Consider the following 25,943-nt stretch of genomic DNA (forward strand, 5'->3'; position numbering starts at 1 on the left):
GAGGCTAAGGAAGAACTTCAGGATATGTTCTCCAGGAGGTACTCCTAATGGTTTACACAAAATTATTGACACAACCCCAAAATAGATAAGAACAAAAGTTTTGAAGAAAACCTTAAAGTTGTGGATATGGCCATGTATAGAGCAAAGAATAGCGGAAAGAATAAAGTAGAACTGACGATAAATTAAAATTTTAGTATAAAAGTTGCACGATTTTTCCTTCTTTCTTAACTTTTCCCCTCTTTTTAAGCTGCGATATGGCTCTCGAAACTGTTTCGGCTGTAAGTCCAAGTTCCATAGCAACTATAGTTGTCTTAAACTCCACCTTTCCGTTTTGATCTGCTTTATGAACTATGTAATCATAAACCCTGGATACTGCATCTTTAAGGCTCAAATTTTCAACAAGACCAACAAGATGGAAAAGTCTCTCGGAAAGAATTCCTATCATCTTCATTGCAATATCGGGATTCTTTCTAATAACTTCAGTAAGTTTCTCTTTCGGAAGGAAAAGCACCTGAACTTTATCAAGAGCAACTGCATTTGCAGGAAAATTACCTCCCTTTAAAGCTCCCGCTTCTCCCATCATAGAAACAGGAGAAAAAATTCTTATCGTTTGCTCCTTTCCCGCAAAAGATTTGTACAACTTTACCTTTCCCTTCGTAAGTATATATATACCGTTTGCCCCATCATACGAAGAGAATATTATCTGCCCTTTATCATAAGAGTAAGACATCAAAACATTTTCTATCTCCTTCAACTCACTATCTTCAAGTGTGGAAAAAAGAGGTAAGGACCTTAAGATATGCACCTAAATCCCCCTATATTTTCAATCTTCAGTTATTCTATCAAGAATTTCTTCAATTCTGTGCTTAAGCCACTCTACAGGCGCATGGAAAATCATGCGAGGACCGCTGTATTTCATAACCTGCCGTATTTTTTCTTTCATCTCCGGAGTGTAACAATGGATGGGACATTTTCTACAAGATGGTTTATTATCCCCAAAAGGACAGAGATCAAGTCTTTTAAAAGCATAATGCTTTAAGCGCTGACATTCAGAACACAAGTCATCTTTGGTCCTGTGTTTACCATGACAGTAGATAACAATCATCTTTTCTATAACGTGTTTTTCTTTCTCTATACTCATAACCACTCCTAATTATAGCAGAGGGAAGGCTTTAAAAGCCTTCCCTCTAGAGAAAAATATGGAAGAGGAGGAGTGGCTGGTTTATATACCCAGCGCTTCTCTCTTTTTGAGAATGTGAGCTTCAATACCATCAGCAACCTGAACAGGATCATCACCGATAGCTATTTTTCCACCTGTGAGAGATTCAACGTCTTCAAGCAGAAGCTTCACAACCTTATCTGAACCTGTAACGGGAGGAGTTGGTGAAACATGAGTGTAAAGTCCCATTGCAACGGCAGAGAATCCATCAATAACAGCCTTCTGCTCCATATACTCAGGTGCGGTAACAGCAACGGGAAGGTCAGCAGTATCAACACCAAGTGCATTTGCTATTGCAACAACTGTCATAACAATTCTTCCTGTATCTGTACAGGTACCAAAAGAGAGAACCGGTGGAATACCAAGAGCCTTACAAACGCCTTTCAATCTCTCACCTGCATACTTCTCAGCAGCTTCAAGCGTCTCAAGTCCTGCCTGCTGAAGGCCTGCATTACCGCAACCGGCACCTATGACTAAAATGTCTCTCTTTATAAGTTCTTTGGCAAGATTAACAGTAAGGCTATCTTGCGGTCCATTGGCAAGAGTCGTACAGTTTACAAGAGCAACAACGCCTTTGATATCCCCTGACTTGATAACTTCAAGAAGTGGTGTCAGACTTCCACCGAGAGCATTTATAATAGCCTCTGCTGAAAATCCAACAATTGCTTTTTGTCTGTATTGAGAAAGTTCTTCTCTTTTTACAGAACTTTTTCTCTCTTTAAAGTTCTCTATAGCCATTTCAATTATTTTTCTTGCAATTTCTTTCTCGTTTCCAGGCTTATACTCAAGCCTTTCAGCTCCCGGTACACCTATGATGTTTGAAACGGCAACAAGCTTGAACTTATACTTATCGGCATACTCTTTAAGGTTTGCAAGAGAACAGTTCATATCCATAGCAAAAACATCAACAGCACCAGAAGAGAGGAAATATTCTATTCCTATCCAGTTTGATGTTAGACCTGCAAATGTTTCTGATATAGGATTCCTTGCAAGGAGTTCCTGACCTGTTTCAATTGATCCTACAACTCTTATTCCTTTAGCTCCAGCTTCTTTTGCCATCTGCTGGAATTTTTCATCCTTTGCAATCTCTATTAAAGCTTGTCCCACAAAAGGCTCATGTCCGTTTGGTAAAATGTTAACATAATCAGGATCAAGAACGCCTAAATCAACCTCACCCTCATGAGGTGATGGAGTTCCATAAAGAGCATCCTGCATAAGTTCAAGGGGAACGAGCGAACCAAACACTGAAGCAACACCGTTTCTTAAAGCGGCAAGAGCGAGAGTTATATAATCTCCATCTATATTTGTCATTCCTCTTGTTACAGAATCAACAAGTTCTTGATAAGGTCCTTTTGGGAATATTCCAAGCTTTTTAAATACAGCTTTTCGTGATTCAGGAGCCAGTTTTTCTACAAGAGTTGATTCTCTATTTTCTGCAAGAAGTTGAAGATATTTTTCAGCTACTGCTTTTGCTTTTTCATTCAGTTCAAGTGATTGGTCAACATTTAAAATGTCAGCTAAAAGATCTATTTTTGTAGGATCTTTTATTTTATAGATAGTTTTTCCTTCAGCGGTTGCTTTAAGGGTTTCCGCAACTTCTCTTGCGTGGTATGTATAAGCGGCAAGACCCATATTGGTCTTGTGAAGAAGGTTTCTCATAACAATACCGTGAGCATCTATACCACAAACGCCCCTCGGTGTTTGAGGAGTAATACGGCATGGACCCATTGAACATAGCTGACATGAAACTCCTTCCTTACAGAACTTACATCTAACCTTCTCCATAGCTTCAAATCTGTCAGCCACATTCGAAAGCTGAGCTTCTTTAACCCTCTTATACATATAATTGATACTGTTGTGGATACTAATGACACCGTTCCCATTGTCTTCCGGCGCACCACCAAAAAGCTTCTTAAACATCTTCTCCTCCTGAAATTTTGGTTTTAAAGGATAAAAGCATTTTTAATATTCCCTTCTAAATCTGCTAAAATAGCAGAAGAATGTCCTTGATTTATGTCAAGATTTTATTTATTTTAATCATGCTTAACAAGAATGATTGTTATTCTTAAAAGAGGAATCCATTGAATGACAAAGTCTATTCTAAAATAAAGAAAAGTTTATCTTCCTTAACCATCAAAGATATTATTCATATTGAGGAGAATGACCCTCAATTTAAGGCTCTAAAAAGAATGTACTCTCATTACGGAACAAACAAAGTGCTATTTATAAAACTTGTTGTTATAAATGCTCTTTTGTCGTATCAACTTCCCATGAAAGGAGAAAAATACTGGGAATCTTTTGCCAACTACTTTTCCCACAATAAAAACATTAACTCCTTTCCAGAATTTTTAAAGAAAAATAACTACCGTTTATTTAACGCAAAACTTAAAAGGTTTAAAAAAGCCAGAGAAGCAGTAAACGAAATTTTTAAAACAGAGAAAGATCTGAAAAACGCAATAAATAATATAGGTGAATTTTTGAACAGATTATCCTATCTACTCAATCAGAAAAAAGACGCAAAAACTGTCGTCTTTGCAATAAAAATGTTTATTTATGCCTGCCGTATAATGTATAACAAAAATATAATTGCCCCTAAAGGAATATTTATTCCCATGGACAGCAGAATCAAATCAATATCAGACGATAAAAACTTCTGGAAAAAACTTGAGAAAGAAACGAAAATACCTTTGATACATATAGATGCCATTCTGTGGCTCTCTCATGAAAAGTGGAGAAAATAGGTGGAAAAACTCCTCCTGAAATCATATTATTAGTACAACCTAACTCAAGGAGGTAAAAAAATGATTATTGCAGTTCCAGCCATAGAAACAGAAATAAACGGAAAAAGATTAATAAGTCCCCATTTTGGCAAAGCGCCTGCATTTGTTATCTATAACGGAATAACAGAAGATTCTATGCTCGTGGAAAATCCCAAAAACAGAGCAGGCTACGGTGGAGGTAGACTCATAGCAGATCTTTTCATGAGAAACGGCGTTGATGTCGTCCTTGTAAAAGAAATGGGTGAAGGAGCGTTCTTCAACCTTCAAAGTGCAGGAGTAAAAGTCTTTCTAATACCTGAAAATGTTAAGTTCGTAGAAGATGCCATTAAATTCTATATTGAGGGGAAACTTCAACTTCTTACAGAACCTTCTGAAAGCGGACATCACCATTAACGGAGAAAAAGATGAAGTGTCACCTGTGTAACGATAAAGGATGTTATCGAGAAGGAAAGGTGTGTCAGAAATCTCCACAACTTGATAACCTGCCGGAAGAAGAACTGAAAATGCTAAAAACGGCTTCAGAAATAGAGAAAGAGTTTTACTGTCAAATGACACGGTTAGAGGAAATCGTAGAATTTGCAAAGAGAATGAATTACAAAAGAATAGGCATTGCTTTCTGCATAGGCCTGTTTAACGAAGCGAAAATCGTTGCTGACATATTCACAGAGAAAGGGTTTGAAGTCTTTTCCGCAATATGCAAGATCGGTAGCGTTGACAAGGAAACGCTAGATCTTCCAAAGTTAAAAAAAGGAAAAGAAGCCGTCTGCAATCCGATAGGACAGGCAGAAGCTTTAAACAGAAAGAAAACAGACCTTAACATTGTAATAGGTCTTTGCGTAGGACACGATATACTGTTTCAGAAACACTCCGATGCTCCCTCAACGGTACTCATAGTCAAGGACCGTGTTCTTGCCCATAACCCTGCAGGAGCAATCTATACACCTTACCATCTCCGCAGAATTACAGGAGAGTAAAATGGATTTTAAAGATATCCGGAAGCTTGTCCACATTCTGGTATTTACCATCTTAACAGGTATTGAAGTTTACAGAACATTTAAAACAGGATATCCACCTCTATTCTCTCCGTTTGATTCCGTTCTGCTCCTTGCCTCAGTCTTCACACTTATATCGGGACTGATGGAAACAGGAATCGGAGGAAGTATACTTTCTGTCATACTTATTCTCCCCCTGTTCTTCCTTCATCAGGGTATAGAGGAAATACCACCAATTGTAAGAACACCACTTTTCATCATCCACGTTACCTCTGCGATGATATCTTACGCAATAATTCTCTCCCTATCGGTAGTAGCTCTGTTTGACATAAAGAAAAAATCGCTATCCTATAAAAAACCCCTCATGTTGGGATTTTTGCTCTTCTCAATCTCCATGGTTGCAGGAGGTATATGGGCATACCTTGCCTGGGCAGACCTGTTCCCGTTCGAACCTAAATCCCTCTTTTCACTTTTTCTTTGGCTTTACACCGCCTTTCTGCTCCATGTTGAAACAGACCAAAAACTTAAAAATCTTAAACATGTTTTGATTGCAGCGGCAGGTGGATTTGTTTTATTTTCTTTCTTCGGCATAAATTTCCTCTTTGGAGGAACTCATGGTTTTTAAGTTAATAAAATCAATTAGAGTTTTCCTATTTTTACTTCTCTGCTTCTTTGTCTCTTCTTTTGTCATTATATTCACTTCAAAAGGAACAATAAATGAAATGGGACTCTATCGACTTATACCTCTTATGCCCTTATATCTGAAAATACCAATAATAATAACTTCCCTCCTCCTATTACTGACAGGCATTCAAACACTGCTCTGTTCTATAAGTTCATTTAAACCGGTATCTCTTAAAAATCTGCTACACATTACCGGTGGAGCAACAATAGTACTCATTGTTTTATTTCTCTTTATTCCTGTGTATCAATTCAGAGGCTTTCCGGGTAGAACGGTAAAGGGAAAAAACATAAGTATAAAGATAGAGAAGGTAAATATCAATCCTCAAACGATGTCTGCTTCCGCAAAAGTATCAATAGAAAAAAACGAACAGGTAGATTCAGGGTCAACAGCATTTAATAGTCCGTTAATAACAAAAAACGGTGTGGTATGGATATCTGGAATGGATTCAAACGGTATGATATTCAAATACCAGCCTTTTTCTCTTATCCCGTTTGTCACACTTCTCTCCGCTGTGAGCTTCATTATCCTTCTATCAATTGAAACTGTCAAAACATTTATTAAAAAATAAAAGGGGCGGCACAAAGGCCGCCCCCGGGTGTTCTTAAAAATATCTTAAACATCATAGTAGAGGAGATATTCCATAGGTGTTGGTCTGAGTCTGATAGGATCAATCTCTTCTTTTCTCTTATATTCAATGTAATCTTCAAGGAACTTCTCTGTCATTACGCCGCCCTTTGTGAGGAACTCATAATCCTTCTCAAGAGCATCAATTGCTTCGGCAAGAGAACCAGGAACTGTTGGAATATCTTTAAGTTCCTCTGGTGGAAGATCGTAAAGGTTTTTATCAACAGGTTCACCAGGATGAATCTTATTCTCGATTCCGTCAAGACCTGCCATGAGAAGTGCCGTAAATGCAAGGTAAGGAGCACCTGAGTTGTCAGGGAATCTAACTTCTATTCTCTTAGCCTTAGGATTTGTTACAACAGGAACCCTTATTGAAGCAGATCTATTCCTTGCTGAGTAGCAGAGGTTAACAGGAGCTTCAAATCCAGGAACAAGTCTTTTGTAAGAGTTCACCGTTGGGTTTGTAAACGCACAAACTGCCTTGGCGTGCTTGATGATACCACCTATGAAGTAGAGAGCAGTTTCAGAAAGTCCAGCGTAGCTGTCACCGTCAAATAGGTTCTCACCGTCTTTCCAGATAGACATGTGTGTGTGCATACCTGTTCCGTTATCACCAAAGAGTGGTTTAGGCATAAATGTTGCAGTTTTTCCAAACATCTTAGCAACATTCTTAACGATATACTTAGCCCACATGATGTTATCAGCAGCTGTTATAAGGTCACCAAATCTAAAGTCAATCTCACACTGACCACCTGTAGCAACTTCATGGTGTAAACACTCAACAACAAGTCCAACTTCTTCCATCTTAAGTGCCATCATCTTTCTTATATGATCAAGTGCATCTACAGGAGGAACAGGGAAATAACCGCCCTTAGGCTTAACTTTATGTCCGAGGTTGGGACCCTCCTCTTCTCCTGTTCTCCACCATCCTTCTTCAGAATCAACGAAAGCAAAGCTGTAGTTCGTTCCTGCATCAAACCTTACATCATCAAATATGAAAAATTCAGGTTCCGGACCACAGTAAACGGTATCACCGATACCTGTAGACTTAAGATATTCAACGGCTTTCTTTGCTATATTCCTTGGATCCTTTTCGTAAGGCTCTTTTGTAACCGGATCAACGATGTCAGCGATAACTACAAGCGTTGGAACTTCTGAAAGAGGATCAACTACCGCTGAAGTTGGATCAAGTTTAAACATCATGTCACTTGCATTGATTGGCTGCCATTGTCTAATAGAAGAACCATCAAAGAAAAGGCCCTGCTCGAAAGATTCTTCTGAAATTTCATGAGCCGGGAATGTAACATGGTGCCATGTTCCGAACATGTCAGAGAATCTGAGGTCAACAAACTTAACCCCTTCCCTCTGAATAAGTTCCACAACTTCCTTAGCGTTACTTGGCTTCATATCTACCTCCTGCAGGATATTTCTATTTTTAAATTAAACGGCTGCGTCACCCTTTTCACCCGTTCTTATTCTAACAATCTCTTCAACAGGAATTACGAAAACTTTACCATCACCAATTCTTCCTGTCCTCGCAGTATTAACAATTGTTTCTATAACCTTTTCTGCCATGTCATCTGAAACAACGATTTCAATCTTTATCTTAGGTATGAAATCTACCACGTATTCGGCACCCCTGTAAAGCTCAGTATGTCCTTTCTGTCTTCCGAAACCTTTTACTTCAGTTACAGTAAGACCATGAACACCAATGTCCGTTAAAGCGTCCTTTACCTCCTCCAGTTTAAAAGGTTTGATGATAGCTTCTATCTTCTTCATTATGACCCTCCATCTATTTTAGAATTCACTTCGAATATTATTTAAACAAATTTCTTGCCAAATTGGAAGGAACAAAAAAGATATTTTAAAAGTTTGAAATAAAAGAGGCTAAGAAGATTTTTTATTTGAAGGATGCACTTTTTTTGTGCAACGAGATTTTCTTATGACTAAATCGAGTGCAATTGGCGGAGGCAGATAGGAATCGAACCTACCGTCCCGCTCTACGCGAGACCACCGGATTTGAAGTCCGGGGGAGACACCAGCCTCCATCTGCCTCCAAAAACGTTAAAAATAAATATAGCAACAAGCTTAAAAGTGTCCACTTGAAGGAAGGTTTAAGCTATAATTAAAGAAGTCTCACAGGGGAGAGGAATCTTTGAAAAAGATAGAAAAAAGAATACCTTCTGAGTTTGGACAAGATAGAATTCTCGAAATATTAATGAAGTTCAGGCCACCTCTCATTATTGCATTGATAACAATAATGATTTCAACCATTGGCTATATGTTCATATCCCATGTAAAACTTTTAAAAGCCTTTTATATGACAATTTTAACCGTCACGACCATAGGTTACGGTGAAATGTGGAATATGACAGCAAAGGGTAGATTATTTAACATACTTGTGATGACCTTCGGCGTCGGCAGTGTAATGGGCTATTCCATAGCTGTCCTGATAAATATTGTCACATCGGGAGAAGTAAAAAAATTAGTGAGGTTTAGAAAAATGGTGTCAGACATAAATAATCTTAAAAACCACTACCTGATATTCGGCTTAAATGACTATATCATTCACCTAACCAGAGAATTTAACAGAAAAAAAATTCCATACGTCGTGATAAGTAATTCTGAAAAGATGGATGAATTTGCCAAAAAGAACAATATTAAATTCTATCTCAATCTTGACCCATCAAATGAAAATAGTATTTTACTTGCTAACATTGAAAAAGCGGTCGGAGCTATAATTGCAGAAACGGAAGATTACAAAAATTTGGCAATAACACTTACTGTAAAAAATGTAACCCAAAAGCTGAAGATAGAAAACTTTTTTATCTTCTCCATTATCAACAACGAACATTTCAAGGAAAAACTAAAGCTGGTCGGAGCCAATTACGTAGAAACAATACCTGAAATAACATCAAGACGTATAGCTTCTCTGGCAGAAAAACCACCCATATTCGGTGAAAAATCATTTCTTGAAGAACTGCTGTTTGGAGAAGAAACTTTCATAGATATTGAAGAACTACTCATCACTCCAGAATCACCAGTATGCGGAAAGACACTAAAAGAGTTAAACATTAAAAAGCAGTTCGGAGTAACGGTAATAGCCATAAAAAAGGAGAACGGAAAAGTAATATACCTACCCGATGAAACAATAGTCTTAGAACCAAAAGATATATTAGCCGTAGTAGCCCCGAAAAAGAACCTTAAAAAAGCGGTAAAGATATTTGTTAAAAGCGGTGTCTTTTCAAGGGGAATTTTATTAAAGAAAAAATTAAAGGAGAGAGAAAATGGATTGGAGTAAAGTGTGGACCTCTTTCTTTGTAATGATGTCACTTACAACAACGGTAGGCTTCATATACGATGGAGATCCCTATGCATTGATAGCATCGGTAACATTTAACCTCATAGCCACCTTACTCAAACTTGGCAGTAAAAAAACTCTAAGTGCCGAACTTTTAGCAACCAGCTTAGCAGCCGATCTTCACCTAATACCTGCACTTATATTCTATGAAATGGGAGCAAGAACAAGCCTTGTAGAAGCTATGGCATGGGGAGGATTGGTAGCTAACATATTTTCCGTGATACTGATAATAGTAGAAACGGTTCTTGAAGCAAAAGATGAAACATGGATTTAAATGCTATTAAGCTAAATCAAATTTAGCTCTACGAAGAAAAATAGAATATAATTAAAGCAAATAAGAGAGATATTTTCGTCTCGAGGGAACTAAATGAGAACTGCTACCCAAACAGGATTTAACAAGAAACTCATTGGTATAATTGCTGTTATGATAGCTATATTTCCTATAGCAGCAACAGGAGCAACAAATAGTTCTAATGTTCCAATAGATGTATACCTGCAGAGAGTAGAAAAAGACATTTCAAAAGGTGTAAGTGGAACCAAACTACATTCAGAAATCAAATCTCTATTAAAAATAAAACAGAACTCTTCAGTTTTTTTTATACCAGAAATTAATTACATAACAGGCAGAAAGATCGAAAACGTGCCGCCATCAGCAGTGCAAAAGATCAGGCAGAAAATTATAAACACCGACATTTTTATAAGTGCATCGACTGTAATCATCGTTATGCTTGGTGTGTTTACTTTAATATACACCTCTGACAGATACTTCTCCTCTGAAACCAAAAGAAACCTATCCATATTAACAGGAATAATTCTAATAATATCAGCCTTAATCTTGCAGGGGCCACTGTTCTATTTGGTATTTGGTATTATGGCAGGATTGGGATTTAAATTTAAGGAAAAGATTCCCTTTGCTATTATAATGACCCTTTTTTTAATAGCACACCTGACAGGTGTAATAGCAGAAAGAGGATATTTTCACTATATCAGCAACCAGAAAAATCTCTTATACACAAAACTTGAAAGAGACAATTACGCTCCGCCATTCTTAATAAAAGAAGAAAAAGGAGCCTATTTAAAGGTTGCCTCTTTAGCAAACAATCAGACCCTGCTTCATCCTGTTAAAGAATCTGAGTTAACCAATCTTATAAAAACAATAAACAACAATAAACTTAAAGCTGTGTTATACAATAATCTTGGTTGCATAGCCTTCAACAAAGGAAAATTAAAGGAAGCAGCTACTCTTTTTGAAAAAGCTGAAAATCTCTATCCGATGATAAAAACATATTACAATCTTTTTATCACTTATTCTTCCCTGTTAGAGCCTCAAAAAGCAGAAGTTTACTCTAAAAAATTGGAAAAAACAAATTTCTCTTTCGACAGAACAGTACCAATCGTTGCAAATATAAACGATATAAAAATACCCAAACCAACTTTTAAAATTCCTGTGTATGAAACTTTAGGTCTCATCATCGGAATAGGCATCGCTATTATAATCACCAGAATCCAGAAACCTTCTTCTTTGATAAGTATTAACCCGTTCTTCAGTTATCTACCCGGATACAGACTCTACTACTCTAACAGATACAGCGCACTTCTTCTTTTTATCGGTACCTTAATACTTATAGAAATCTTTATAGGGAGCATGCTATGCTCAATGAACCTGTAAAAGGTAAAATTAATGACTTTGAACAGTTCCTAAAGCTACTTGAATTCTTAGGAGATGACGTTCTTTTCAAATTAAAATGTGGTAATGATCACATTTTATTCTGCTCAGAACACGGAGAGTTCACAACTATCTCAAACGGCGCTCCAATTACAGCTCAAGATTTGAAAAAAAAATTATCAAAATGGGTAATTATGGAAAAGAAAGAGATAACTTTTACCATAATACCTGCCATTGATAAATGTCCTGACGGAGAAAAGATAAGCAAAAACGATCTAATTAACATAATAGAATCCATAAAATATATCCGACAAATACCTGCCAGATTTAAAATAAAAATATTGAATGATGAAAAAGTACCCAGCATTTTAAAGAGATTTTCAAGACACCCTGTAGAAAGGGAGCTTATTTTAAACAGTTCCTCTTTTTCCCTTCTTGACCTATGTAAATGGGAAAAAGAAGGTGCCATAAAATTAGAAAAAATCAATCTTATGGATCGTATTGCTCCATTATTCGCTGGAATAGCTTTTGTTTTTATAGCAGCAACCGCTGTTATATCATTTTTCCCATTTGGAAGAACAATAGTAACCTATGTAAAATTGCAGGAATTGGAAAATGAAATAAACTGTAAGAGGATTCTAAATTACAGAATCCCGGAAATTTTACCGGTCAAAGATGCCTTTTTAAACAGAATATATTATAAAAACGGAAAGTTGATAAGTCCTGGGCCCGATAGAAGAATAGGAACGAAAGACGATATCGTTCTAAAACTTCCCGATTTAAAAGGCAGTTCTCTCTTTGTTATACCATGAGGAAAGCATGAAAATAACGCTTATCGGCTTTATGGGTTCGGGAAAAACAACAACCGGAAAAAAACTGGCAGAAAAGTTAAATGTACCCTTTGTTGATATAGATAAGGAGATCGAAAAAAACTTATCCCTTTCAATTCCGGAAATTTTTCAGAAATTCGGGGAAACTTTTTTCAGAAAAAAAGAGATAGAAACCTTTAAAACCATAACAACCCGCTTTAACGGTGTAATCATATCAAGCGGTGGAGGAATGCCTGCTTTTGGTAATAACATGGAAATTTTGAAAGAAAATTCTATAACTATCTATCTCAAGGCAGATTTTGAAACACTATGGAACAGAATAAAAAATGATCCGAACAGACCACTCGTAAAACTGGGCAGGAATAACGTTAAAAAACTTTTTGAAAAACGAAAGCCCTTTTACGAAATGGCAGACATAATAATTGACACAACAGGCAAAACACCGGCAGAAATTACTGAAGCCATTGAAAAAAAGCTAAAAAAGATTTACAAAAAGTAAAAAGTCTGATGAAAATGAAAACTCATAAACAGGCACATCAAGCAGATACGAAAGTGTTTCAAAATTTGTTTCTGAACTTTTATCCTGTGCTTCATAGTTATTAAGAAAAACACCTCTAATAGGTATATTGTTATACTTGCATACCTCTACAGTTAAAAGCGTATGATTTATAACTCCAAGTTTATTCAAAGCTACAATCAAAACTTCATCGGCAACTTCTCTGGCCAAATCAAGAAATGTATAACTTCCTGAAATAGGAACCATTATACCACCAGCACCTTCTGCCACTAAAATTTCACAATTCTTAGAAATGCTTAAAATCTTTGATTTAAGATAGTCTATATCTATCTCTTTTCTCTCCAGTCGCTCTGCAACTGAAGGAGCAACAGGAGTTCTGAAAGAGTAAATCGGCGGAATCTCCTCCCCGCATACTTCAGAAATTCTTTTAGCATCTTCACACAAAGGATCACATCCGGTTTCAACTATTTTCAATCCGGAAACTTCCCTGCCTGCATCTAAAAGAACCTTGAGAAGATTAACAGTAAAAAAAGTCTTACCAACTCCAGTATCTGTTCCAGTAACAAGAACTATCATTGAAAGAACTTCCTTGCTTTTACTTTTTTTGAAATAGTCTCTGCGATTTTAATCTCTTTGTCTTTAGCTCTTTTAATAAGATCAGAAACAGCATCTAACAGTTTTTTCTTTTCATCTTCAGATAATGATAAAAAGTCGCACTCAACAAGCTCCTTCGCGAGTTCCGCTGCCCGCTTAAAATCATCATTTTCAACAGCCAATGCTATCTCAGATATTATCCTCTTTATAGTCTTGATTCTAACTCCTCCCATGCACTTTTTAAGTCGGACATTATTTCTATTAATCTCTTAAGTAGCTCTACATCATCAGTGGCATTCACTTTCAAAAGAGCTTCCTCTATAAAATCATAAAGAGAGCGTAAATTCTTTGCTATTTCCCCACCTTTTTCCATATCAAGAGAAGCATTCAAAACCCTCACTATATCATGCGCTCTCAATATATTATTTATTTTAGTTTTAACATCATTTTCCTGTACTGCTTTAGCAGCAATCTCCATACATAGTATAGCCTTTTCGTAAAGCATAACCAACTGCCTTATGGGAGAAGCCGTTTCTACATCCATCTTCAAATACGGATTAACCATTCACCACCTCTTTATGTTCCTGTAGTTGTACTGATAGAAGTTCCCGGAATAATAGAAGGTGTCCCGAAAGTTTGCGTTATTTTTGCCTGAACTTCTTGCATCTGAGCCATATAAAGTTGAAGTTGAACAAGCTGCTTTTTCATACTTTCTATCTCTTCAGAAATGCGTTTATTGGTAAGATCTATCTGATCCTCTATGTAATTTATCTGGTTATCATAGCTCTTCTCCTCTGTCTGAATAGGACCATCAACACCAGTGACATAGATAAGATAATCGTATAAATTATTTTTCAAATCATCCGTCAAAGCATCCTCAAGACTTTTTGGATCCGTAGAAAGCACCTCGTCAAGCTTTGAACTGTTTATTGAAAGATGTCCCGTATCTTTGTCAACATCAAAAAGGCCGAGCTGGAAAAGCGGATCAAGCTTATCAAACAGTGTTGAACGGATATCTTGAAGTGTAAAATCACCTGACAGAGCACCGTCCTTACCAGTATACTGCTTTACAAAATCAACTATAGAGTTATAAGCTTCAACAAGCTTTTGAAGATTATCTTTCATTTTGCTGTAATCATTATCAATGGTAATGGAAACAGGAGAAGTTGTAGGAGCTTCTGCCGTAATAGTCATACCAGGAATAACATCAGTAAAATCATTAGTAGAACTGAAAACCTGCGTTCCATAAATCTCTATGACAGCATCCTGGGCAGTTTGAACGTGACTTGCAGTGTAATTATCACCTAACTGCAGTACATCAAGAAGGTCTCCACCACCTGTTTCTGTCACGGAAATTGTGTTGTCAGCTCCTGTATCTTCACCTGAAAGCAACAATCTGTAGTTTGTCCCATCGAAAAATACAGTCGCTTTTACCTTGTCCTGAGCAGCATTTATAGCATTGGCAATCTCCTGAATAGTTGATGGAGTATCTGTTGAGGTATCAGTATCATAATCTATAGTTGCAACAACATCTCCCCCGTAAGATATCTGCAGAGTTCCTGCTGTTGTTGCCACAGGAGCAGTCTCATCGGAAACACCTGCCTGAGAAAGCCAAACATCCTTTTTGGCAGTTTGTACAACTGATACATCAAACGAAGAAGCATCAACAGCAGTAGGATCTGTAATCGTAACCTTCACGGCAGACTCGTTTGAAACTGAAACAGCCTTTTGCTGAAATATGGAATCGTCGAAAAGATCATTGGCTATATCCTGAAACTTTTCAAGAAGAGAATCAAAACTAGAAAGTGCAGACTTTTTATTCTGAAGTTCGGATTCTCTCTGTTGATAATACTGAATCTGGACACTTTTAAGAGAGTACATCTGATCAAGAATTTGCTGATAATCAAATCCACCCACAAGGTTACTTATAGATAATTCTCCTGCCATAGCCATCTCCTTCAGGCTTTTTCACGAAGCAAAAGACCTGTTATTTCATCTATATATTTTGCTATTTTTAACATATATTCCGGAGGAATTTGCCTTATCACTTCATCGGTTTTTGTATTTATTACCTTTATTACTGGTATCTCTTCACCGTCTCCAATCTTCTCTATCTCTATCTTTAACTGAGTATTGAGCATTGAAAGTTTATCTTTCAAATCATTTACCAATTTCTCCATCTCTTTCGGCGAAAGCCTTTTCTTCTCTTCAGTCCTAATCCCTCCGTCTTGACTTTGATTTTGCACTTCGGCACGAACATTCCTAGTTACATTCTGGGGATTATTCATCTGAAGAGCCGTCTGGACATTAAGAACATTTTTTACATCCATTTTAAACCCCGAATTACGTTTACACAGTTTATTAATTTATCACTTTCCTGCCCTTTCCTCAACAGCCTACAGACTGCTGAAAAAAGGGCGGGAACCACACCCGCCCGAATAGTTATCTGAGAAGCTGAAGAACAAGCTGAGGAAGCTGATTTGCCTGAGCAAGCATAGCAGTACCAGACTGCATAAGGATTTGATTCTTGGTGAAGTTTGCCATCTCTGCAGCAAAATCAACGTTTCTGATACGGGATTCTGCTTCAGAAGTGTTAACCCTTGTTGTCTGGTTGTTGCTGATAATTTTTTCAAGTTCAATCTGATAAGAACCAAGTTTTGCAGCAAGGTCATCAACAGCTTTAATAAGATTATCAACCGTCTGCACAGCTGCGTTAGCTTTAGTTTGTGAAGTTACATCAATAGCGTAGCTTGTTCCTCCTATTGTAACTGTAGAAGGTGCTGTGCTGTTGGCACCTGCAGTTGCTTGCGCGGTAGAAATAACGATTGCAAGTTCCTGGTTCGTTCTACCACCATAGTGAATTGTAAACGTTGTTGCAGAAGTACCAAAGAGATTCATGCCGTTAAACTCTGTATCACTGAAGATTTTTGATACAGAATCAATAAGATGGTTGATGTCCTGCTGAATCTCCTGTCTTGCTTGTGTGTCAAGAGTGTTTGATGCCTGGATAACTTTTGACTTAACATCATTGAGAATGTTGTAAACTTCGCTTAAAGCACCCTGACCAATTTGAGCAATACTTACACCGTCCTGAGCGTTTCTGATACCTTGATCAAGTGATACAGCATAAGTTTTAAGCTGGTCAGCGATGTAAAGACCTGCAGCGTCATCTGCCGCGCTGTTAATCCTGTAACCTGTTGCCAATCTTTCAAGGGACTTATTCATGTTTTGTTCTGTTTTTAAAAGGTTAGCATGGGTAAAGTCCGCTTGAAAGTTGTAGTTAATGCGCAGTGCCATGACTCTTACCTCCTATAAGGTTTTAACTTTTCTATTTCCTATTATCGGAAGGTAGAATCCTTTTTTTATATCATTTATCAGTTTTTAGACGTTCCAGAAGAAAGAGACATCTCTTAAGTGCAGGTAGAACAGAGAGATTACCGGTTTTCTCAAAATACTCTTTCATAGAGAGAACTGCATCTATCAATGTTTTTTCATCTGAAATACCCAAATTCATTCTGGCATAAGCCAAAAATGCCTTTGCCGCGATAAAGTTTGGATTCAATTCTACCGATCTTTCAAGATACTTAACGGCTCTATCAAATTCCCCTTTTGTTAAAAAATAATTCCCCATTTCAAAATAAGCCAGATAATGATTGCTGTAGAGCTTGTATAGCTTCCTCAAAATCGACCCTTCATCTTCTTTCAAGAATTTTAAAATTCTTGAAAGAGCAATGCCCGTATAAAGTCCCCTCCCTTTTTTCCAGAGCTTTTCAAGATAATCTCTTTTTGTTTTATCTTTTTTCAACTTCTCAAACAAGAGAAGAAGTTTATCGGAAGCGATATGATAAGCATGAACAGCTTTATCAGATAGGAAAGTCAATCCTCCAAGTCTGCCAAACGGATTGGTTTTCATAAACCCATCAATTTCTGCCAAAAACTCACAGTAACTATCAAAAGCTATGAAATAATTTTCTGTAACTTCTTCTAATAAAGCTTTCAGGTAGAAATAATCCGCATAATACGGCTTTAACTTAAAGGCTTCTTCCAAATATTTTCTCGCGTCCTCATACCTTTCAAGTTTTATCAAAGCCTCCACTATGTAGGTATACACATGCACATCAAAGATATTATTTTCATCAAGATTCCCTCGAAGCGAAAAATACTTCTCAGCCATCTCAACCACTTTTTCAAAATAAGAACTATCCGAAAAACCAAGAACAGTGTAAGACTGAATCAGGTAAAAATGCTTATAAGCATACTCAGGCAGGACATCAAGATTTTTCTTCTCCATCTCTTCAATTTCGGATTTTAAAAGTTCTATATTTCTCAGGGCTTTTTGTCTTAGAACTTCATCATCTTCATATCCAAAATGCTTAACCTTAACATCAAGACCAAATGTCAATTCAGCATTCTCAAGGTACTCATGAACTTTACCTTTCCATTTTATCTCCGGTTTATTTCTGTGAATAAAACAGTGAGAAGAATAAGACCTGATAGTTCCATCAATGTTGTAATTTTCAATGATCACATCTGCTGAATTATACCGCTCATCAAGCAACAAAAGCTGTCTTTTAGCTTTCAGAAACTCTTCATCATCTATCTCAAAATCGGCATCAAAGTGCCATACCCAATCACCGGTAGCTTTCGAAACTGCATAATTTCTTGCATCTGCAAAACCTGACCACTTTATCCCATAAATCTTACAACCAAAGTTTTTAGCTATTTCCACCGTCTTATCAGTTGAACCAGTATCAACAACTATTATCTCTTTAAACTTATCTCTCAAGCTATTCAAAAGTCTGGGCAAATTTTTTTCTTCGTTTTTAACAATCACACAAGCCGATATCATCAATACTACCCCTGTTTAACAAGTCTGTCGATAAGACCCACTACTTCATCTTCTTTACCTAACTTTTTTGCCATATCGGTAAGATTCATTAGGAAATCTTTTTCAAGAGGATTCATCGTGACAGCCTTGTAAAAGAACCTATAAGCTCCTTCATAATCTCCTGTAAGGTAAGCAATAACTCCCATTATGTTATGGATCGGAGCCCCTTTATAATAATCAGCAACATCGTTCATAGCGGCAATTACTTCTTCAAGCTTCCCATCCTGAACAGCCTTTTCAAGTTCTGAAACAATCTTTTTAACATTGGAAAGTCTCTCTTTTCCATCATTTACCTCTTCAGGAGAAAAACCTTCTCCTAAAAGTGCAAAGGCATCATCAAATCTCCCCATCAAAAGATATGTATCAAAAAGCTTTCCCAGAGATACAGTATTGTGAAAACAAAAAAGAGAACGACGGTAAAATTCAGAAGCGTTCAAAAAATCAACATAAAATGACAACCTGTCTCCTATTATGGTATTAGCTGTTGAAAGAGCAACATTTTCATCATCCCACCTAAGGAGTGGGAATATATCTTCCTTCCAATCATAAATATTTATAACTTCTCTAACAGATAAACTTCTGTAAGAGGTATCTATGAAAGTTTCAGTGAGTTCGTAATTGACAAATGCAAATTCAGACCATTTAAGCCTTAAATCCTTTATATTTTTATAAATAAAATCATAAAACTCATACTCAGCAAACCGCTCGTCAAAACCTCCTTTCTCCTTAATGAAGTCTGTCCTGATGAGACTACCGTATTCCGGAAGTAAATTTTCTATGGCAAGGGATTGAAGCAATTCAACTTCTCTACCGGCATACTCATCAAAATTCCTGACCGTCTCTTCATCACTCCATAAAATCACCTCATTGGGATAAACAATATCGGCATCCGGTCTATCTTCAAGGGAAGAGAAAAGCTCTTCAAAAGTATCATCATCAAGAGAAGAGTTTTCCGACAGATAAAGAACATAAGGCGAAGTTGCAATCTCAATAAGGCGATTCCTCAAAAAAGCTTTATTAACAGAAGAGAAATTAAGAAACTCAACCTTTCCATCATAGTCTGAATAAATTTCTTTTTCTTTTCCAGAAACATAAACGCTGGAAATGAAATCGCGATTTTCATTTAAAGAATCAACAAGTTCTTCATTGACTTTGTCAGATGAAATAATTAAAACATCAACCTGTCTGTCCATCGTATCCTCCTATTTCTACCATTTCCTCTACCTCTTTTTCCATTTCTCGAACAGTCTCTTCCGAAAGTTCCCGTGCAAGTTCTCTAACCTTATAACTCCTTTTAGTATTAACAGGCACACCGAACCTATTTTTTAAAATTGCCAGCGTTGTTTCGTTTACAGACAGCCCCATATCTCCAAAAATACGAATCACGGAATCAAAATCCAGCAAATCTTCAAATTTTATAGTGTAAATTTTTCCTTTTCGGAACAAAACTTCTTTAGAATAGATTGCCATTCTTTTCTCAATTTCAAGACAATACCAGTAACACAGCTGATAATCATGAAGCCTATGCCAGTTAGATATAGGGAGATAAACTCTATCATTGGGTTTTAGGTAGTACATCAATCCAAGCTTTGTCCTTCCAGGAATAGTGTTAAGTTCAAATAAACTTTTAGCAACCAATCTTTTATCCCGTTTTAAAATAATAAGTTCAGGTAAAACGCCCAACTCCAATAACGGATAAAAAAAACCTTTGCAAAAAAGATGACTTGTTTCACAATATATAGGTTTATCAATCGATGCAATAAATGGAAGCTTTTTAGAAAACAAAAAACGAACGGCTTCTTCCGGAAATTCTTGAACTTTCCTCATAACATTAACAAAATCAGGTTCTGGTTCATGAAAAGAAGCCACTATGTTAAAGGAACTTAGAAGATTTGTAAAATAAGCTGTTCCGCTTCTACCAGTTGTAACTGTGAAAATCAGTCTCTTTTCCCCGAGCCGTTTCAAAAGCCTTTTAAAGAATCTCTTACCCTTTATTTTTTCGATAAGAACTTCCGCTTTACTGTCAAGCTCTATCATAGGCAGACCTCTTAATTTCAACTAAACGCAAAAGTTCCAGGAATTTATCTTTTTTCCTGGGCTTATTCAACAAAAATCTTCTTAACTCCTCTATCTGAAAATCCAGAGATAGAGAAGCAAGCGCCTCAATATCAACATCATCCTTTTCGAAAGAAACCGAAAATGGAAATTCCTTTTTACCAGTTATTCCTAAACCGTAATCCCTGACAGCTTCAATAATGGACCTAAGCATATCTTTACTGTAAGAAAATCTTCTATAAAATTCAAAAAGCTGATGGAACAAGGTATTAAAGGGCAATCCCTCAACCTGCTTCCCATAATAAAGGAAATTTCGGATAAAATAATACATTGAAGAAGGAGCCTTTAAAAACCCTCCCGTAGTTGAACCACCTTTGTGTAGAATGAAAGTATAAGGTGTATAAACCGGCCGTATTCCATGAGCTTTCAATCTGTTCAGGAATTCATCATCTTCAAAATATAGGAAATAATCTTCCCTCATAAAACCTACTTTTTCAAAAACATCAGTTCTACAAAAAATGTTGGAACCGCTTAAATGCGAAACTTCTTTAACATAAAAGGCTCTATCCATCAAACCGTTAAGATCAACTCTGTACCCATTATATTGTACTTTTGCAGGGTCTGCCATACTTCTTATCTCACAGGTAACTACAGGAACACCTGTATAAACAGAAGTCTTTAAAAGTTCAAAAGCAGTATCTCGGACAACGGCAGTATCAGGATTTAAAATCCATACATAAGGAATACCTAAACGAACGGCGGCTCTGACACCTGTATTCACACCGCCGGCAAAACCTGTATTTTTGTTCCTTATCAATACTACTGTTCCGTTTTCTTCCTCTCCCGGGCGACACCGTTTAACATTCTCAACACCGAAAATTTCAACTGCAACGTTAAAAAGCTTTTCGAACTCTTCATCGCTATCAGAATTATCTACAATAAAAACTTTCAACGAGTAAGAGGAGTTTTTCAAAGAAACTAAAAGGTGTGATATATCTTCGGAGGAAAAATAAGAAACCACAACTACAGCAATCTCGGGTCTTTCCTTCAAAAGCTTTGCTCCATTTAAATACCACTCTCGACTTTTCTTAATACCAGAAAACCTGAACATAAAGTTATACTTTTTCTGCGGAAAATTAACAGGAAAACGTTTCCTATCAAGCCCCCAGAGAGTATCTATCGTAGGAACATTTCCAAATCCATAGTAATCTATTAACTTTTCCCACAGCTGTTTTACAGCCTGAACTTGATAACTTTTTCCCTCCTTTTCCGGAAGGGTTTTAAAAGACAAATGCCCGAAATGGTAAACAAACACCGATGGCACAATTTTCAGCTTATATCCACTTTCCCTCAAACGCCAAGAAAACTCAAAATCGTCCATTCCAAGAAACAGATTTTCATCAAGTCCTCCAACCATTTTAAAAACATCTCTATTAACTGCAATACACATCCCTATCAAAAGCTTGGTATCAAAAGTCTTATTCCGGAAAAGAAGACCAAGAAAACGGGAAATAGTTTCTCTACAATCGAGAAAATCTTTTCCTGAAAAAAAATACTCAAAAATAGGAGCAAACATAGAGATATGCTGCGTATAACTTACGTTAACACTTAAAGGACCTACCGCTCCGATTCCATCTTCTTCATATAGAGCGGAAACCAAACGATCAACCATTCCGCTGGTTACAAGCGTATCTGGATTCAAGAAAATTAAAACATCACCTTTAGATACCTCAGCTCCCCTATTAATAGCCCTTGAATATCCCTCATTCTCATTCATCTTTAAAACTTTTATAGAAACAGGAGAATTTGAAGCAAACTTCTTAACTACTTCAACTGTCTTATCTTCGGAATTATTATCAACAATAATAATTTCATCTTCCTTCCTCAACTCAGAAACGAGAGAGGAAAGGCACCCTGCTATAATATTTTCTGAATTGAAGGTAACAATTATCACAGAAACAGAGGGGTGGTAGTTAAAATCCGTTAATTCAGGAAGTTTATCTAGCCATGAAAAAAAAGAATGTTTGAGGTTTTGGCAACTCTCTTTAAGCTCACTAAAAGAAGGGAAAGATTCTATATCCTTTCTCAGTTTTTCGATCTCTGGCAACAGTCTGCCGACAGCCTTAACCTGTAGCTGTTCAGGAAATTCTACGCCAAGATGCTTGTGAAAATCTCTATCGGTAATGAAAAAAAACTTCTCCTGAATGCCGGCAAGAAATACTTTTAAATCGGCTTGGTCGTTAAACTCCGTATACCTAAATAGAACCAAGGGTTTATCATAATAAAAAACTTTACCTCTGGAAGCAAGCCACATCCATAGATACCAATCGGCATTAGCTCTTATGTTAAATCCATTAAATTCAAAACAATCTATGTCTGCTTCATCTTTTCTAAAAACGATAGAAGAAAACTCACCTAAAAGATTTCCTGCCCTCTCAAGAGATTCTCTTATAAGCATTTTCCCTTCCAGTTTTCCGAAAGTCCGAAATGAAAGCAATTTCAAAAATCGGAGTCTACCATCAATCATAATTCTTGGAGAACCTACAACGGTGCAATCGGGATTTTCATCAAGAATCTTCTCGGCCACTGAAAGAGCATCAGGATGGAGAATGTCATCATCAGAAAGAATCTTTAGATACTCAGCAGACGAAACCTTAAAAGCTTTTCTGTAATTATCAACAACCCCAAGTCTAACTTCATTTTTTATGTATCTCACGAAAGGAAACTCTTGAGAGTATTTACAAACAATTTTCTCATTTTCAACCGACTCAGTATTATCGTCAAGAATAATAAGCTCATCCGGTAATCTGCTCTGAGCAAAGACACTCTTAATCGCCTGTTCAAGAAATTCCGGTCTGTTATAAGTGGGAATAACTACACCTACTCTTGCCACTATTCCCCCAATTCACCTGATGCACTTTATAGAGAACACAAACTGAACGGTAAAAATATCTTCATTTCCAAATTTCTTAGCAATGTGCTGTAATCTTAAAGTATCCTTTTTGAAATTTTTATCATTTTCACCCAAACAAAACTGAGCTTCGGTTTTTCCTATAAGTTCTATCTGAAGATTTAAATTTTCATCTTCGGATATAAACTTCACCCATTCTTCAAAAGAGCTTTTTGTAAAAAACCTGAGATGTGTATTATCAAGAATTCCCAGAAAAGAGTAATTAAACTTCCCTCTCAAAAGATTATAAACAATATCTATATGGCCTATATTAGGAATACTAAGAACCAGCTCAGCACCTGACTTTTTAAGAAAACGAAAAACCGTTTTCATGAAGGAATTAACATTTTTTAAATGCTCAACTACATCAAGACATAAAATATATTGAGGAGAAAGCTCATTCAAAACAGAAGCAAACAATTCCGTTTCCATATCCAAGTCCAACTTATAAACTTCTGAATAACCCACCTCCTTTGCCGAAGCCAAACCTTCCTCATCAATATCGATACCGTACACCCTGGCATTCAAATTTTCTATAAGAAACTTCCCGAAGTAACCGGAAGAACATCCTACATCAAGAACAACTGAGCTATTTTTAAGATAATTTGAAACAATATAGAATGTTGAATTAGGCAAAACCTGAAAACTATCTTTTTGATGATACTTTCTTTTCTCTATCTCCCGTAAACGTTCAGGAATATAAAGATAGTTAACAGGCGAATTTCCAATAACTGTATAATCCACTGTTCCCCCGTTCAGATATGTCTTTTAATGGCATCTATAATCGGCTTAACCCTCTCATATTTTGTTTTTAAACTTGCTCTGTTAACAATAAGCCTAGCCGTAGAAACCAGTATAGTATCAACTTCTCTAAGTCCATTAGCCTTCAAAGTTGTTCCCGTCTGAACAAGATCAACTATACGCTCACTCAAACCAAGAAGTGGTGCTATTTCAACGGAACCGTAAAGCTCAATAATTTCCGGATGAACACCTCTACTTCTAAAATATTTATCGGTTATTCTCGGAAATTTTGTAGCTACTTTTATGAAAGAAAGCTTTTCTATATCGTAGGGTTCTGAAATATTCACTGGTTCTGCAACACACAATCGACAAAAACCAAATTTCAAATCAAGAGGCTCATAAACTTCCAATCCTTTCTCGTCTATTACATCTTTCCCGGCTATTCCAAAATCTGCCGCTCCATAATAGACGTAGGTTGGCACATCCATAGGCTTAACCAGAATAAACTTGAATCCGTCATTTTCAAAAATCAGTTTACGAGTTTCCTCCAATGTCAAAGAAGCATCAATATCCACCTCTGCAAGTAACTTAACAGCACCCTTTAAAAGCCTCCCTTTAGGAAGAGCAAAAGTCAACTTTCCTTTTTCCATCAATACCTCGTGACAATGAATTATTATTGGCATTCATTTTAACACAACAAGCCCTTCTAAAACCTGATATAATTTGCCCAAACTAGAATTTTAAGGAGAGACAATGAAGGTTCTTGTAATCGGTTCCGGTGGAAGGGAACATGCACTTACATGGAAAATCTCCAAAAGCAAATATGTTAAAGAGATATTTGCAATTCCAGGAAATCCGGGAATCGCTCAATTAGCAACATGTATAACAATAGACCCCACGAACATAAAAGCCATTGCCGACTTTGCAGAGAGAGAAAAAATAAACCTAACCGTTGTAGGACCCGAGGCCCCTCTCGTTGCGGGTATTGTTGATGAATTTGAATCAAGAGGACTGAAAATTTTCGGTCCCTCAAAAGAAGCAGCAAGATTAGAGGGAAGCAAGGCATTCTCGAAAGAAATGATGAAAGCTTTCGGCGTTCCAACAGCCGAATTTCAAATCTTTGATAACCCCGAAGATGCAAAAGCATACATAAAAGAAAAGGGTGCACCAATAGTCGTAAAAGCTGACGGACTTGCTGCAGGTAAAGGTGTGGTTGTAGCCCAAACCGTCGAAGAAGCACTTGAGGCAATAGACAAGATAATGGTGGACAGAGTTTTCGGAGATGCCGGAAACAGAGTTGTCGTTGAAGAATGCCTTAAAGGTGAAGAAGCTTCATATCTTGTAATAAGTGACGGGGAGCGTTACATACCTCTTGCACCTGCACAGGATCACAAGGCAGTCTTTGACGGAGATAGAGGACCAAATACAGGAGGTATGGGAGCATACTCCCCGGCACCGGTATTATCCCCGGAACTTGAAGAAGAAGTCAAAAAAAGAGTTATAGAACCGATGCTGAAAGGAATGGCAGAAAGGGGCACACCATTTAAGGGCATCCTTTACGCAGGCATAATGGTGACAGAAAATAAAGGCATTCAAGTCCTTGAATTTAATGTTCGTTTCGGAGACCCTGAAGCACAGGTAATTTTGAGAAGAATGAAGACAGATCTTGTTGAACTTTGCAAAAAGACAATTGAAGGAAACCTTCCAGAAAAAATTGACTGGGACGAAAGAACTGCAATATGTGTTGTTCTTGCCTCAAAAGGCTACCCCGGTAAATATGAAAAAGGAAAAGTAATAACAGGAATAGAAGAAGCTGAAAAGATTGATGACGTTGTCGTTTTCCACGCTGGAACAGCCACAAAAAACGGGAAACTGGTAACAAACGGTGGAAGGGTTCTAAACGTTACTGCCATGGGTAAAGACATCCATGAAGCTATAGACAACGTTTACAGAGCAGTGGACAAAATACACTTTGATGGAATGCATTATAGAAAAGACATAGGGGCAAAAGCCTTAAAAGAGAGGTAGGTTTAACCTGCCT

Annotated in this window: 28 protein-coding genes and 1 tRNA gene; 11 read left to right on the top strand and 18 right to left on the bottom strand. The window is 37.0% G+C overall.

Annotated features, from left to right (window positions below; translation table 11 throughout):
* Nucleotides 1–190: 190 nt before the first annotated feature.
* From BLW93_RS05090 to cooS, 3 genes are all read right to left on the bottom strand, one after another.
* Nucleotides 191–805, bottom strand: coding sequence for a Crp/Fnr family transcriptional regulator (locus tag BLW93_RS05090; protein ID WP_076713022.1), 615 nt, complete (start codon nt 803–805; stop codon nt 191–193).
* 18 nt (nt 806–823) lie between these two features.
* A complete protein-coding gene (locus tag BLW93_RS05095; protein WP_076713023.1) occupies nt 824–1,141 on the bottom strand; it encodes a nitrous oxide-stimulated promoter family protein in 318 nt (105 codons plus the stop codon).
* Nucleotides 1,142–1,222: 81 nt separating this feature from the next.
* Nucleotides 1,223–3,139 carry an anaerobic carbon-monoxide dehydrogenase catalytic subunit gene (gene cooS / locus BLW93_RS05100; RefSeq protein ID WP_076713024.1) on the bottom strand — a complete coding sequence of 639 codons (1,917 nt, stop codon included), beginning with the start codon at nt 3,137–3,139 and terminating at the stop codon, nt 1,223–1,225.
* A gap of 161 nt (nt 3,140–3,300) precedes the next feature.
* On the opposite strand from cooS, the gene BLW93_RS05105 reads away from it, so the two are divergent.
* Genes BLW93_RS05105 through BLW93_RS05125 form a run of 5 tightly spaced genes read left to right on the top strand, consistent with a single transcriptional unit; the run spans nt 3,301 to nt 6,244 of the window.
* Complete coding sequence (locus BLW93_RS05105) at nt 3,301–3,960, top strand: N-glycosylase/DNA lyase (RefSeq protein ID WP_076713025.1); 660 nt, start codon at nt 3,301–3,303, stop codon at nt 3,958–3,960.
* A gap of 60 nt (nt 3,961–4,020) precedes the next feature.
* Complete coding sequence (locus BLW93_RS05110) at nt 4,021–4,392, top strand: NifB/NifX family molybdenum-iron cluster-binding protein (RefSeq protein WP_076713026.1); 372 nt, start codon at nt 4,021–4,023, stop codon at nt 4,390–4,392.
* An 11-nt stretch (nt 4,393–4,403) separates the two neighbouring features.
* On the top strand, nt 4,404–4,973 hold the full coding sequence (locus BLW93_RS05115; RefSeq protein WP_076713027.1) for a DUF1847 domain-containing protein: 570 nt from the start codon (nt 4,404–4,406) through the stop codon (nt 4,971–4,973).
* 1 nt (nt 4,974) lies between these two features.
* Nucleotides 4,975–5,616, top strand: coding sequence for a cytochrome c biogenesis protein CcsA (gene ccsA / locus BLW93_RS05120; protein ID WP_076713028.1), 642 nt, complete (start codon nt 4,975–4,977; stop codon nt 5,614–5,616).
* Nucleotides 5,606–6,244 (top strand): hypothetical protein, encoded by a 639-nt coding sequence (locus BLW93_RS05125; RefSeq protein ID WP_076713029.1) that lies wholly within the window; start codon nt 5,606–5,608, stop codon nt 6,242–6,244. Before ccsA ends, BLW93_RS05125 begins: the two co-directional genes overlap by 11 nt.
* Nucleotides 6,245–6,288: 44 nt before the next feature.
* Here BLW93_RS05125 and glnA read toward each other — a convergent pair whose 3' ends face one another.
* The 3 genes from glnA to BLW93_RS05140 all read right to left on the bottom strand — a co-directional run bounded on the left by glnA (nt 6,289) and on the right by BLW93_RS05140 (nt 8,357).
* Nucleotides 6,289–7,707, bottom strand: coding sequence for a type I glutamate--ammonia ligase (gene glnA / locus BLW93_RS05130; protein WP_076713030.1), 1,419 nt, complete (start codon nt 7,705–7,707; stop codon nt 6,289–6,291).
* 33 nt (nt 7,708–7,740) lie between these two features.
* Entirely contained in the window at nt 7,741–8,079 is a 339-nt protein-coding gene (locus BLW93_RS05135; protein WP_076713031.1) for a P-II family nitrogen regulator, read from the bottom strand.
* 183 nt (nt 8,080–8,262) lie between these two features.
* A tRNA-Sec gene (locus BLW93_RS05140) sits at nt 8,263–8,357 on the bottom strand.
* 98 nt (nt 8,358–8,455) lie between these two features.
* Between BLW93_RS05140 and BLW93_RS05145 the strand changes: the two genes are divergently transcribed.
* The 5 genes from BLW93_RS05145 to BLW93_RS05165 all read left to right on the top strand — a co-directional run bounded on the left by BLW93_RS05145 (nt 8,456) and on the right by BLW93_RS05165 (nt 12,656).
* Nucleotides 8,456–9,601 carry a potassium channel family protein gene (locus BLW93_RS05145; RefSeq protein WP_076713032.1) on the top strand — a complete coding sequence of 382 codons (1,146 nt, stop codon included), beginning with the start codon at nt 8,456–8,458 and terminating at the stop codon, nt 9,599–9,601.
* Nucleotides 9,588–9,935 carry a DUF6394 family protein gene (locus BLW93_RS05150; protein ID WP_076713033.1) on the top strand — a complete coding sequence of 116 codons (348 nt, stop codon included), beginning with the start codon at nt 9,588–9,590 and terminating at the stop codon, nt 9,933–9,935. The genes BLW93_RS05145 and BLW93_RS05150 overlap by 14 nt, the downstream gene beginning before the upstream one ends.
* A 93-nt stretch (nt 9,936–10,028) precedes the next feature.
* Nucleotides 10,029–11,330, top strand: a complete 1,302-nt coding sequence (locus BLW93_RS05155; RefSeq protein ID WP_076713034.1) for a tetratricopeptide repeat protein — start codon at nt 10,029–10,031, stop codon at nt 11,328–11,330.
* Nucleotides 11,312–12,139, top strand: coding sequence for a hypothetical protein (locus BLW93_RS05160; RefSeq protein WP_076713035.1), 828 nt, complete (start codon nt 11,312–11,314; stop codon nt 12,137–12,139). Before BLW93_RS05155 ends, BLW93_RS05160 begins: the two co-directional genes overlap by 19 nt.
* Before the next feature lie 7 nt (nt 12,140–12,146).
* Nucleotides 12,147–12,656, top strand: a complete 510-nt coding sequence (locus tag BLW93_RS05165) for a shikimate kinase (protein WP_076713036.1) — start codon at nt 12,147–12,149, stop codon at nt 12,654–12,656.
* Here BLW93_RS05165 and bioD read toward each other — a convergent pair.
* The 12 genes from bioD to hisG all read right to left on the bottom strand — a co-directional run bounded on the left by bioD (nt 12,633) and on the right by hisG (nt 24,552).
* Entirely contained in the window at nt 12,633–13,250 is a 618-nt protein-coding gene (bioD, locus tag BLW93_RS05170; RefSeq protein WP_076713037.1) for a dethiobiotin synthase, read from the bottom strand. The two genes, BLW93_RS05165 and bioD, sit on opposite strands and share 24 nt — an antisense overlap.
* Nucleotides 13,247–13,450, bottom strand: a complete 204-nt coding sequence (locus BLW93_RS05175; protein ID WP_144444013.1) for a hypothetical protein — start codon at nt 13,448–13,450, stop codon at nt 13,247–13,249. The genes bioD and BLW93_RS05175 overlap by 4 nt, the downstream gene beginning before the upstream one ends.
* A 23-nt stretch (nt 13,451–13,473) precedes the next feature.
* Nucleotides 13,474–13,833: a flagellar export chaperone FliS gene (fliS, locus tag BLW93_RS05180; protein WP_076713039.1), complete on the bottom strand. Its 360-nt coding sequence runs from the start codon at nt 13,831–13,833 to the stop codon at nt 13,474–13,476.
* Between the two features lie 11 nt (nt 13,834–13,844).
* Nucleotides 13,845–15,215, bottom strand: coding sequence for a flagellar filament capping protein FliD (gene fliD, locus BLW93_RS05185; RefSeq protein WP_076713040.1), 1,371 nt, complete (start codon nt 15,213–15,215; stop codon nt 13,845–13,847).
* 11 nt (nt 15,216–15,226) lie between these two features.
* Nucleotides 15,227–15,598, bottom strand: a complete 372-nt coding sequence (locus tag BLW93_RS05190; protein ID WP_076713041.1) for a flagellar protein FlaG — start codon at nt 15,596–15,598, stop codon at nt 15,227–15,229.
* A 112-nt stretch (nt 15,599–15,710) separates the two neighbouring features.
* Entirely contained in the window at nt 15,711–16,565 is an 855-nt protein-coding gene (locus BLW93_RS05195; RefSeq protein WP_076713042.1) for a flagellin N-terminal helical domain-containing protein, read from the bottom strand.
* A gap of 70 nt (nt 16,566–16,635) precedes the next feature.
* A complete protein-coding gene (locus BLW93_RS05200) occupies nt 16,636–18,117 on the bottom strand; it encodes a glycosyltransferase (protein WP_144444014.1) in 1,482 nt (493 codons plus the stop codon).
* Nucleotides 18,118–18,122: 5 nt separating this feature from the next.
* Nucleotides 18,123–19,349: a hypothetical protein gene (locus BLW93_RS05205; RefSeq protein ID WP_076713044.1), complete on the bottom strand. Its 1,227-nt coding sequence runs from the start codon at nt 19,347–19,349 to the stop codon at nt 18,123–18,125.
* Nucleotides 19,333–20,193, bottom strand: coding sequence for a hypothetical protein (locus BLW93_RS05210; RefSeq protein ID WP_076713045.1), 861 nt, complete (start codon nt 20,191–20,193; stop codon nt 19,333–19,335). Before BLW93_RS05210 ends, BLW93_RS05205 begins: the two co-directional genes overlap by 17 nt.
* Nucleotides 20,180–23,104, bottom strand: a complete 2,925-nt coding sequence (locus BLW93_RS05215) for a glycosyltransferase (RefSeq protein ID WP_076713046.1) — start codon at nt 23,102–23,104, stop codon at nt 20,180–20,182. The genes BLW93_RS05210 and BLW93_RS05215 overlap by 14 nt, the downstream gene beginning before the upstream one ends.
* 12 nt (nt 23,105–23,116) lie before the next feature.
* On the bottom strand, nt 23,117–23,905 hold the full coding sequence (locus BLW93_RS05220) for a class I SAM-dependent methyltransferase (protein ID WP_076713047.1): 789 nt from the start codon (nt 23,903–23,905) through the stop codon (nt 23,117–23,119).
* An 11-nt stretch (nt 23,906–23,916) separates the two neighbouring features.
* Nucleotides 23,917–24,552, bottom strand: coding sequence for an ATP phosphoribosyltransferase (hisG, locus tag BLW93_RS05225; protein ID WP_076713048.1), 636 nt, complete (start codon nt 24,550–24,552; stop codon nt 23,917–23,919).
* A gap of 103 nt (nt 24,553–24,655) precedes the next feature.
* On the opposite strand from hisG, the gene purD reads away from it, so the two are divergent.
* On the top strand, nt 24,656–25,930 hold the full coding sequence (purD, locus tag BLW93_RS05230; protein WP_076713049.1) for a phosphoribosylamine--glycine ligase: 1,275 nt from the start codon (nt 24,656–24,658) through the stop codon (nt 25,928–25,930).
* Nucleotides 25,931–25,943: the final 13 nt, after the last annotated feature.

The sequence above is a fragment of the Desulfurobacterium indicum genome, assembly GCF_001968985.1.
GTDB classification, from domain to species: domain Bacteria; phylum Aquificota; class Aquificia; order Desulfurobacteriales; family Desulfurobacteriaceae; genus Desulfurobacterium_A; species Desulfurobacterium_A indicum.